We start from the raw sequence: 10,408 nt of genomic DNA, 5'->3' as shown, positions 1-10,408 counted from the left end.
GTTCCATATCAGTGAAAATTAGACTTAAAAACTGTCGGAAAACAGTGGTTTTTCGACAACCAAGATCGACAAAGGGAAATATATCTATTTAGGGTTAAAAAAATATACGAAAAACCCTGTCGGTATGTTATACCATACGAAAATATTAAATTATAGGTTATAGGTTTTCCGTACATGCTTATTGGTTATATGAGAGTTTCTTCTTAAAGCCAGACGTAACAAGGGCTAGGAGGGAGCGAGGGAACAAATGGGGGCTATGGTTAAAAACCCCCATATTGATGTTACGATTTCTACTCAATCTACTTGGCAGGATATTCTACTGTACTATTTTTTATCTTTGGTAATATTATTTTTCCTTTTTATTATTAAAATTATTATAGAGAAAAGAATAAATTATGTTCTCTCTGTTTTTTTAATTATTTATAATAGTAATGTTTGGAACTGCTCAATTGTTTATTTTTAAATATGATGGTTATCATGAAGTTATATCAATGTTTATTAATTTAAATAGTGAGGTAATTAGAGTAGGCTGTGTGATATTTTCTGTTTTATATGCTTTGGTTCTACCAAAAAAGTTCGTTAATGAAACAAGGCGTGAATTAAAACGCCTTGTTTCGCTATTTCAATAAATTCCGTCATCCCAAATACTATAACCGCCAGTGCCTGCAATAAGGTGATTCCAGGTAGGGTTTGTATATTTTAACGAAATACTTTCCTGTGGTGGAAGCTCATTATGATTCAATGAATGTGGATGTAACACACTTATTTTAGTGATTGTGGCGCCAGTGATTTTTATATTGTAATAACGTTCTTGAGCACCATTTGAGTTAGTTCGGTAAAAATCAATAGAGCATTCAAGAGACTCATTATCAGAAATAGCAACACCGAGTAATGGTGATGACTTGTCGATAGGTTTTTGAATAACAATGGGTTGATGTTCGACGTTTTGAGATCGTGTTATCGCGTGGCTTAAGCTAAAAGTGGTTTGCTTGATATTTATTACCAATAGAATCAACAGAAGAACATCCCGCTGATATTAATCCTTGTTTATTTCCCTTTATCGTCATGTAAATCATGTCAGCCATATTATATCCTTAGATTATATTTAAGAGATGTTTTACAGAAACATTAGATAAATTACACTTTATTGGTTATAAATAACAGATAAAAAACGCTCATAGAGAATAAATATGAGCGTTTTGGAGATTGTCAAGAATAGCAATTAGATATCAATATTGGCTGCTTTCAGGGCGTTCTCTTCAATAAATGCACGGCGAGGTTCAACCGCATCACCCATCAGAGTTGTAAATAGTTGGTCAGTTGCAATAGCATCTTTTACTGTCACACGCATCATACGGCGGGTTTCCGGGTTCATGGTTGTTTCCCATAACTGCTCAGGGTTCATTTCTCCCAAGCCTTTGTAACGCTGTATGGACAGGCCACGACGTGACTCTTTGGTTAGCCAGTTCAGAGCCTGCTCAAAATCAGAGACAGGTTGGCGGCGTTCACCACGCTCAATATAAGCGTCTTCTTCAATCAAATTGGCAAGTTTGTCGCTCAATTGGGTAATACGGTGATATTCACCACCGTGGACAAAATCGAAGTCTAGTAGATAGTCAGTATCAACACCATGTGTACGAACACACAGAACGGGTTCATACATTTGGCGCTCACGGTTTTCATGGAGGCGATAGCTGTAGCTGCTGCTGTGTTGTTCACGGTCATTCAGACGAGTAACCAGCGTTTTAATCCATTCTTCAACTTTGGTTTTATCAGACAGCTCTTCTTCAGTTAGCTTTGGATGATAAATCAGATTGTTCAACAGACTTAGTGGATACAGGCGCTCCATACGTTTAATGATTTTCTGCACGCTATTGAATTCTGTCACCAGTTTTTCCAGTGGTTCCCCTTTCAGGGCTGGTGCGTGTTTGCTGGTGTAAAGTGATGCGCCATCCAATGCAATGGACAGTTGGTACTCATCCATTGCTTCATCATCTTTAATGTATTGTTCTTGTTTGCCTTTTTTCACTTTATACAGTGGTGGTTGCGCAATAAATACATGACCACGTTCAATGATTTCTGGCATTTGACGATAGAAGAAAGTTAACAACAGAGTACGGATATGAGAACCGTCGACATCCGCATCTGTCATGATAATAATACTGTGATAACGCAGCTTGTCCGGGTTGTATTCGTCACGGCCAATACCGCAGCCCAGCGCAGTGATCAGGGTTGCGACTTCCTGAGAAGAGAGCATTTTGTCGAAACGCGCTTTTTCAACGTTCAGGATTTTACCTTTCAATGGCAAAATTGCCTGATTTTTACGATTACGCCCCTGTTTTGCGGAACCTCCCGCAGAGTCCCCTTCCACTAAGTAGAGTTCGGACAGTGCCGGATCACGCTCCTGACAATCTGCCAGTTTGCCGGGCAGACCAGCTAGATCAAGAGCCCCTTTGCGGCGTGTCATTTCGCGTGCTTTACGGGCTGCTTCACGGGCGCGGGCAGCGTCGATAATTTTACCGACGACGGTTTTAGCGTCATTCGGGTTTTCCAGCAGGTATTCCACCAGCTTCTCGTTCATCAGTGTTTCAACCGCCGTTTTCACCTCGGAAGAAACCAGTTTGTCTTTGGTCTGAGAAGAGAATTTTGGATCAGGTACTTTAACGGAAATAACGGCGACCAAGCCTTCACGGGCATCATCCCCGGTGGCGCTGACTTTAGATTTCTTGTTGTACCCTTCTTTATCCATATAGCTGTTGAGGGTACGGGTCATCGCAGTACGGAAACCAACTAAGTGAGTACCACCGTCACGTTGCGGGATGTTGTTGGTAAAGCAGTAAATATTTTCCTGGAAACCATCATTCCATTGCAATGCGACTTCAACACCGATGCTATCTTTTTCTGTAGAGAAGTAGAAAACATTGGGATGGATTGGTGTTTTGTTTTTATTTAAGAATTCGACAAACGCCTTAATACCACCTTCATAATGGAAATGGTCTTCAATATTGGTGCGTTTATCAAGCAGGCGGATAGATACACCTGAGTTCAGAAAGGATAATTCACGCAGACGTTTAGCCAGAATGTCGTGCTGGAATTCAGTGTTGTTACGGAAAGTATCCATGCTTGGCCAGAAGCGAACACGGGTACCGGTCTGTTCGGTTTCACCAACGACTTTTAGTGGGCTTTGTGGCACACCAAGGTGATAAGTCTGTTCATGAACTTTGCCGTCACGGCGGATAACCAGTTCCAGCTTTTCAGACAAGGCGTTAACAACAGAAACCCCTACGCCGTGCAAACCGCCGGAAACTTTATAAGAGTTATCGTCGAATTTACCCCCTGCATGCAGCACAGTCATAATGACTTCAGCTGCTGAAACACCTTCTTCTTCGTGTATACCGGTAGGAATACCGCGGCCATCATCCTGTACGGAGACTGAGTTATCAGCATGGATAGTGACGATAACTTCACTACAGTGGCCTGCGAGGGCTTCGTCGATAGCGTTGTCGACAACCTCGAAGACCATGTGGTGTAAGCCGGTACCATCGTCTGTATCACCGATATACATGCCCGGACGTTTACGAACCGCATCCAGCCCTTTTAATACCTTGATACTTGAGGAGTCATATGTATTCGACATCAACGTTTCTCGCTCATTTTTAATCCTGTGGTTGAACCTCTATTTTGCCATTTTCCACGCGAAACATCTTGCTATTTCCATCAAGCATGTCTGTTATTTGGTCGGGATTTATCGCACTGACAAATACCTGAGCTTGCGTGGATTTTAGACGTTCGGCCAATAACTGACGGCGGCCGGCATCCAGTTCGGAGGCAAAATCATCAAGCAGATACAGACATTGTTGTCCGCTCTGTCGGGTGAAATATTCACCCTGTGCTAGCCGCAGTGCACACATCAGCAATTTTAATTGACCGCGGGATAGCATATCTTCTACTGGCGTTCCTTCTGCTCGGATGCGCAGATCTGCCTTATGCGGGCCGGAAGCCGTGTAGGTTAGCATTCTGTCACGCTCAAATTGGCGCTCCAGTAATTCAGCATAATCGCTCTCTTTGTCCCATCCCTGTTGAAAAGAGAAACTTAATGTAAATTCGGGTAAGAACTGTTTACAGGTATCAGCAATATCTTGAGTGATGTTTGTAACGTATTCAGCTCGCCACTGGTTTATCTGGTTGGCCAGGGGAGCCAATTCTTGATCCCAGGGCCGTATCTGGCTGTAGCGGGAAACTTGTCGCAGTGCTGCATTGCGTTGTTTAAGCAGCCGTTTCAAGTTTACCCATGCAGAAAAAAAACGTGGCTCATTGTGGAAACAACCCCAATCAATAAAGGCCCGGCGATACTTTGGCCCGCCATTTAACAGGGTGAATCCTTCCGGGGTAATAAGCTGTATAGGCAACATCTTGGCTAATTCTGAAATTTTACCGCCATCATTGCCATCAATTCTGACTCTACTATCGCCATGACGGTTTTTGCTCAGACCGATAGACAGTTCCCGCTCATTCTTCCGTTGTCCTAGTCGTCCATGTAAAATAAATTCATCACAGTCATGACGGATGACTCGACCAGCCTGAATGCTACGAAAAGAGCGTCCGTGGCCCAGTGTATAAATTGCTTCCAGTACGCTGGTTTTGCCGCTGCCATTAGATCCAACCAGAAAGTTAAATCCGGTAGCTAGAGGCAAATCTGCGGCGGCGATATTACGAAAATCGCGGATAAGTAAACGCGTGAGAGTCATATACCTGAAATAAAAATCCGGTTACAGGCGCATTGGCATCACGACATAAGCCGCATTGTGGCTGGCACAGTCTTCTATCTGAACACTGGAAATAGCATCAGTCAGTAGTAAACGAACTTCTTCACATCTTAGTGCGTTGAGTACATCTAACACGTAGCTGACATTAAAGCCTATTTCCATTTCAGTACCTTGGTAGCTGACATCTACAATCTCTTCGGCTTCTTCCTGTTCAGGGTTATTTGCTGTGATTTTTAGCTGGTTTTCACTGAAATAAAGGCGAACTCCGCGGAATTTTTCATTAGAGAGAATTGCAGCGCGTGAAAAAGCCTGTTTCAGCATATCGCAACTGGCTTCCAGGGTTTTATCCGGGTTCTTTGGTAATACGCGACGATAATCAGGGAAACGCCCATCCACCAATTTAGAGGTGAAAATAAAGTCGCCAACGTGGGCACGAATATTGTTACTGCCGATTTGTAGCTGTAGCGGAGTATCACCACCATCCAGCAATCTCATTAGTTCAATAACGCCTTTACGTGGCACGATGACCGAATGGGAAGGCAGCTTTTGACCAATTCCCATGGAACAGACTGCCAGACGGTGACCATCGGTTGCCACTGTACGCAGCTCTTCTCCTTCGGTTTCAAACAACATACCGTTGAGGTAATAGCGGACATCCTGGTGAGCCATTGAGAACTGAGTTGATTCAATAAGGCGCTTCAGTGTGGCTTGTGGCAGTGAAAACTCCACCTCACTTTGCCAGTCATCAAGATTTGGAAAATCAGCAGCGGGCAATGTGGAAAGTGAGAAACGGCTGCGACCAGAACGTACCAATAGGCGGTCACCATCCAGTTCCACACTGATCTCGGCCCCGTCTGGCAAACCTCGCCAGATATCAAAGAATTTACGTGCCGGTACCGTGGTTGCACCTGCTTCGTGTGGCAATGAAAGCGTGACTCTTGCCATCATTTCCATTTCTAAATCTGTGCCGGTCAGCAACAGGGAACCTTCTGTAACCTGTAGTAATAAATTACCAAGAATAGGCAGAGTAGGGCGCCCACTCAGCGGGCTACTGACCTGTTGCAGCGGTTTTAACAATTGCTCGCGTTCAATGATAAATTTCATAGCACTAGGAAGACAATGTTCTGATTAAGTTAGAAAAATCCTCTTTGATGTCGTGACTTTCTTCACGCAGTTGCTCGATTTTACGACAAGCATGCAGCACAGTTGTGTGGTCACGTCCACCAAAGGCATCCCCGATTTCAGGCAAGCTGTGGTTGGTTAACTCTTTTGCTAGCGCCATTGCCATTTGCCTTGGACGGGCAACGGAACGGGAGCGCCGTTTGGAAAGTAAATCGGCCACCTTGATTTTATAATACTCAGCGACTGTTTTCTGAATATTATCAATGGTAACCAGTTTTTCTTGCAGTGCTAACAGATCACGTAATGCTTCACGTACAAAATCAATAGTAATCGCTCGGCCAGTAAAATTGGCATTCGCTATTACCCTGTTCAATGCCCCTTCAAGCTCACGGACATTAGAACGCAGACGTTTGGCTATAAAGAAAGCAACTTCTCCTGGCAACTGGATTTCGTTTTCGTCTGCCTTTTTCATCAAAATAGCGACACGGGTTTCGAGCTCCGGTGGTTCAATTGCAACGGTTAGCCCCCAGCCAAAACGGGATTTTAACCGATCTTCTACCCCATTGATCTCTTTTGGATAGCGATCTGATGTCAGAATAATCTGTTGATTACCTTCCAGTAATGCATTGAATGTGTGGAAGAACTCTTCTTGAGAGCGTTCTTTATTGGCAAAAAACTGAATATCATCGATCAGTAATGCGTCGACAGAGCGGTAATAGCGTTTGAACTCTTCTATTGCATTATTTTGTAATGCCTTGACCATATCCTGAACAAAACGTTCAGAATGCATATAGACCACCTTGGCATTTGCCTTACGTGCCATAATACTGTTGCCAACGGCATGTAATAGATGGGTTTTACCCAAACCCGTACCACCATAAAGAAATAGTGGGTTGTAAGCACCGCCGGGATTATCTGCTACCTGTCTTGCAGCAGCGCGAGCAAGTTGGTTGGATTTACCTTCAACAAAGTTATCAAAAGTATGTTTTGGGTTAACATTCGAGCGATAAGAGAGCTCTGGTTGTACCGCGGTGTTATCCCAACTGGGGCGTACTGATGTGTTTTGTGGTGCGGGAGCAACCGGCGTATGAGCAACAACCCTTTGTGGTGGGCTATCGTTTTGGGAAACGGGCTTATTACCAACTTCAAAACGTAATAACGGTACTTCTGCTCCACAGAAGTCATTCAACAATCCATTGATATTGTTGATATACTTTTCTCTTACCCAGTCCAGAACGAACCGATTTGGGGCATAAAGTGCCAGAGTGTTACCACTTAGCTCTGCCTGAAGGGGGCGTATCCACATACTGAATTCTGTGGCAGGTAATTCATCCTGCAATCGGGCAAGACATTGCTGCCAAAGCGAAAGTGACACGGTGGACTCCCCTAAAACAAGGCCAATTAACAATTAAAGAAATCGGAGTGGTTAGCTCATTATATTGGGTACAAAACAACGGCTCCTCTAAGGTGAGGAAGGATCAATTGTCATGTGTATGGCGATTTTTAATGTCATCGCTCCCCCCCATGATCCGAGGATAAGATCTAAATCATGGCCTGGGATCATAGCGCAAAAGACGATATAGATCTTCATTCTTTTACACAGTTTAAGCGCTTTTTATCCACAGGATAACATTGTCTGTGAAATAAAGGGCTGTAAAGGGGTTGTAGTGGAATTATGGCGGATGCCAAATGCAGATCGAGAATAAGCCGACATTTAAAATAAAATCGGACCAAGGATCATAACGGAAAACGAAGATCTGCCGGTGATCGTTGCGCTTTGTTCAGTAGTCCGTATAATGTTGCACCCTATGTGCGGTACCAGAGTTTTTACCGGTAATGTTTGGTGAAGGGTTCTGGTATACGCATGGGCAGAGTGTTGGTAAACATCCAACTCAGTAAAAAGCCGGCCGACTTTGTGTTATGTAAATTGACTCAGAGCTGTACATTTTATTACAATCCCGCTTCTTTTATATTGATGTTGCGATTGAGGCATCGGTGTCTATTTCTCACTGGCTGCCAACGCATTTACTGAATCAGTAATAATCTTAAGTTAGGTAGAAATCGCTATGAAACGCACTTTCCAACCATCCGTACTGAAGCGTAACCGTTCTCACGGTTTCCGCGCTCGTATGGCTACCAAAAATGGTCGTCAAGTTCTGGCTCGCCGTCGTGCAAAAGGCCGTACTCGTCTGACCGTTTCTAAGTAATAAAGCTAACCATCTAGTGGTTAAGCTCGCTTTTCCGAGGGAGTTACGCTTGTTAACTCCCAAGCATTTCACTTATGTTTTCCAGCAACCCCAACGGGCAAGTTCGCCAGAGATTACTATCCTTGGTCGCCCGAACGAGCTGGGGCATCCCCGTATCGGTCTTACTATAGCCAAGAAAAATGTTAAACGTGCTCATGAGCGTAACCGGATTAAGCGGTTAGCCCGTGAAAGTTTCCGTTTAAACCAACATAAGTTGCCTCCTATGGATTTTGTGGTATTGGTTAGAAAAGGCGTTGCTGAGCTTGATAACCGTGCGTTAACGGAGGCGTTGGGTAAATTATGGCGTCGTCACTGTCGTTTGGCTCGCGCTTCCTGATCGCATTAATCCGGGGATATCAGTTGGTAATAAGCCCGCTGTTGGGGCCTCGTTGTCGCTTCAATCCTACCTGCTCTCAATATGGAATTGAGGCATTATGCAGGTTTGGGGCGATAAAAGGCTGTTGGTTAACGGTGAAACGCATATTAAAATGCCACCCTTTACATGAAGGTGGTGATGATCCTGTCCCACCCGTAAAAAACAACGATAACAGAGAACACTAACGATGGATTCGCAACGTAATCTTCTTCTCATCGCTTTGCTGTTCGTTTCTTTCTTGGTCTGGCAAGCATGGGAAGCAGATAAAAATCCGCAGCCAACGACAGTACAGGCCACGCAACAAACGGATATGCCGAGCAGTGAGAATCAAGCTGTACCAGGCAGTGGAAAAGGTAAACTGATCACGGTTAAAACTGATGTGCTCTCTTTGACCATCAATACTCGTGGCGGTGATATCGAAGAGGCTGACCTATTAGCCTATCCTGATACCTTGGGTTCAAACCAGCCCTTCAAGTTGTTGGAAACAACACCTGCTTTCACTTATCAAGCGCAAAGCGGATTGACGGGGAAAGATGGTCCAGATAACCCGATGAATAGTGAGCGCCCGCTGTATACCGCCGCACAGGATAGCTATGTATTGGCTGATGGACAGGATGAATTGCGTATCCCGATGAATTTCGTCACTAAAGATGGCATTGTTTACGTCAAAACATTTGTCCTGAAACGTGGCGAATACGCGATTAGTGTGGATTACCATATTCATAACACGACAGAAAAACCGTTACAGATGGCCTTCTTTGGTCAGTTGAAACAGAATGTTGAACTACCAAAGCATCGTGATACAGGCAGCAGTAACTTTGCCCTGCATACTTACCGTGGCGCAGCCTATTCTTCAGACGATACCAAATACAAAAAATACAGCTTTAGCGATATTGAAGGTGAATCTTTATCCGTGACCACCAAAGGTGGCTGGATTGCCATGTTGCAACAATATTTTGCTACCGCTTGGGTGCCTGTGGCTAATGAAACCAGCACTTTCTACACTGCCGCATTAGGTAAAGAGATGGCTGCGATTGGCTATAAGAGTGCACCAATCTCTGTTGCGGCTAATAGTGAAAAAACGGTCTCTTCCACATTGTGGATTGGCCCGGAAATTCAAGATGAAATGGCCGCTGTAGCACCTCATCTGGATCTGTCCGTGGACTATGGTTGGTTATGGTTTATCTCTCAGCCATTATTTAAGCTGTTGAAGTTCCTGCATGGTTTTATTGGTAACTGGGGCTTCTCGATCATCGTTATCACCTTTATTGTGCGTGGTATCATGTACCCGCTGACCAAAGCACAATACACTTCAATGGCGAAAATGCGTCTGTTACAGCCTAAATTGGCGGCTATGCGCGAGCGTATTGGTGATGATAAACAGCGTATGAGCCAGGAAATGATGGCATTGTATAAAGCAGAGAAAGTGAACCCACTGGGTGGTTGTTTGCCTCTGTTGATCCAGATGCCAATCTTCCTTGCTTTATATTACATGTTGATGGGTTCTGTTGAATTGCGTCATGCGCCATTTACTGGCTGGATTAATGATCTGTCTGCACAAGATCCTTATTACATCCTGCCGTTGCTGATGGGTGTAACAATGTTCATCATCCAGAAAATGTCTCCGACGACAATTACTGATCCGATGCAACAGAAGATTATGACCTATATGCCCGTCATCTTTACCATATTCTTCCTGTGGTTCCCATCAGGTCTGGTTCTGTACTATATCGTCAGTAACCTGGTGACAATTATCCAGCAGCAATTAATTTATCGTGGGCTGGAAAAACGCGGTCTGCATAGTCGTGAGAAAAAGCCTGCGAAATAAAACATAGCTTCAGCCAGAATGTATGCTGGCCGTTGTAACAGAAAAGGCGGTCATTGACCGCCTTAACTAT

The 10,408-nt window shown here is 44.1% G+C and carries 8 protein-coding genes and 1 pseudogene; 4 read left to right on the top strand and 5 right to left on the bottom strand.

Features of this window, described 5'->3' with window-relative positions; genetic code table 11:
• Positions 1-622 precede the first annotated feature (622 nt).
• The 5 genes and pseudogenes from D3222_RS19625 to dnaA form a co-directional block, all read right to left on the bottom strand.
• A pseudogene (locus D3222_RS19625) lies at positions 623-1,085 on the bottom strand (Hcp family type VI secretion system effector).
• A 137-nt stretch (positions 1,086-1,222) separates the two neighbouring features.
• The gene (gene gyrB / locus D3222_RS19620) at positions 1,223-3,637 is read right to left on the bottom strand and encodes a DNA topoisomerase (ATP-hydrolyzing) subunit B (protein ID WP_118987639.1); all 2,415 of its coding nucleotides are present in this window, start codon (positions 3,635-3,637) and stop codon (positions 1,223-1,225) included.
• Positions 3,638-3,656: 19 nt separating this feature from the next.
• Complete coding sequence (recF, locus tag D3222_RS19615; protein ID WP_118987638.1) at positions 3,657-4,748, bottom strand: DNA replication/repair protein RecF; 1,092 nt, start codon at positions 4,746-4,748, stop codon at positions 3,657-3,659.
• Between the two features lie 21 nt (positions 4,749-4,769).
• On the bottom strand, positions 4,770-5,870 hold the full coding sequence (dnaN, locus tag D3222_RS19610; RefSeq protein WP_118987637.1) for a DNA polymerase III subunit beta: 1,101 nt from the start codon (positions 5,868-5,870) through the stop codon (positions 4,770-4,772).
• A gap of 4 nt (positions 5,871-5,874) precedes the next feature.
• Complete coding sequence (gene dnaA / locus D3222_RS19605) at positions 5,875-7,263, bottom strand: chromosomal replication initiator protein DnaA (protein ID WP_118987636.1); 1,389 nt, start codon at positions 7,261-7,263, stop codon at positions 5,875-5,877.
• Between the two features lie 691 nt (positions 7,264-7,954).
• Between dnaA and rpmH the strand changes: the two genes are divergently transcribed.
• The 4 genes from rpmH to yidC are packed head-to-tail and all read left to right on the top strand — an operon-like array spanning position 7,955 to position 10,338.
• Positions 7,955-8,095: a 50S ribosomal protein L34 gene (gene rpmH / locus D3222_RS19600; RefSeq protein ID WP_004093983.1), complete on the top strand. Its 141-nt coding sequence runs from the start codon at positions 7,955-7,957 to the stop codon at positions 8,093-8,095.
• 16 nt (positions 8,096-8,111) lie between these two features.
• The gene (gene rnpA, locus D3222_RS19595; RefSeq protein ID WP_118987635.1) at positions 8,112-8,471 is read left to right on the top strand and encodes a ribonuclease P protein component; all 360 of its coding nucleotides are present in this window, start codon (positions 8,112-8,114) and stop codon (positions 8,469-8,471) included.
• Entirely contained in the window at positions 8,435-8,695 is a 261-nt protein-coding gene (gene yidD / locus D3222_RS19590; protein WP_118987634.1) for a membrane protein insertion efficiency factor YidD, read from the top strand. Before rnpA ends, yidD begins: the two co-directional genes overlap by 37 nt.
• Before the next feature lie 2 nt (positions 8,696-8,697).
• Complete coding sequence (yidC, locus tag D3222_RS19585) at positions 8,698-10,338, top strand: membrane protein insertase YidC (RefSeq protein ID WP_118987633.1); 1,641 nt, start codon at positions 8,698-8,700, stop codon at positions 10,336-10,338.
• The last annotated feature ends 70 nt before the right edge of the window (positions 10,339-10,408 follow it).

Source organism: Photorhabdus sp. CRCIA-P01 (assembly GCF_003545805.1).
In the GTDB taxonomy this organism is placed as follows: domain Bacteria; phylum Pseudomonadota; class Gammaproteobacteria; order Enterobacterales; family Enterobacteriaceae; genus Photorhabdus; species Photorhabdus antumapuensis.
This window is presented reverse-complemented; position numbering and strand designations above follow the sequence as displayed.

Bases quoted from the DNA above. Each gene is read 5' to 3' on its own strand.
- gyrB (WP_118987639.1), bottom strand. From the start codon at position 3,637: ATGTCGAATACATATGACTCCTCAAGTATCAAGGTATTAAAAGGGCTG.
- recF (WP_118987638.1), bottom strand. From the start codon at position 4,748: ATGACTCTCACGCGTTTACTTATCCGCGATTTTCGTAATATCGCCGCC.
- dnaN (WP_118987637.1), bottom strand. From the start codon at position 5,870: ATGAAATTTATCATTGAACGCGAGCAATTGTTAAAACCGCTGCAACAG.
- rpmH (WP_004093983.1), top strand. From the start codon at position 7,955: ATGAAACGCACTTTCCAACCATCCGTACTGAAGCGTAACCGTTCTCAC.
- yidD (WP_118987634.1), top strand. From the start codon at position 8,435: ATGGCGTCGTCACTGTCGTTTGGCTCGCGCTTCCTGATCGCATTAATC.
- yidC (WP_118987633.1), top strand. From the start codon at position 8,698: ATGGATTCGCAACGTAATCTTCTTCTCATCGCTTTGCTGTTCGTTTCT.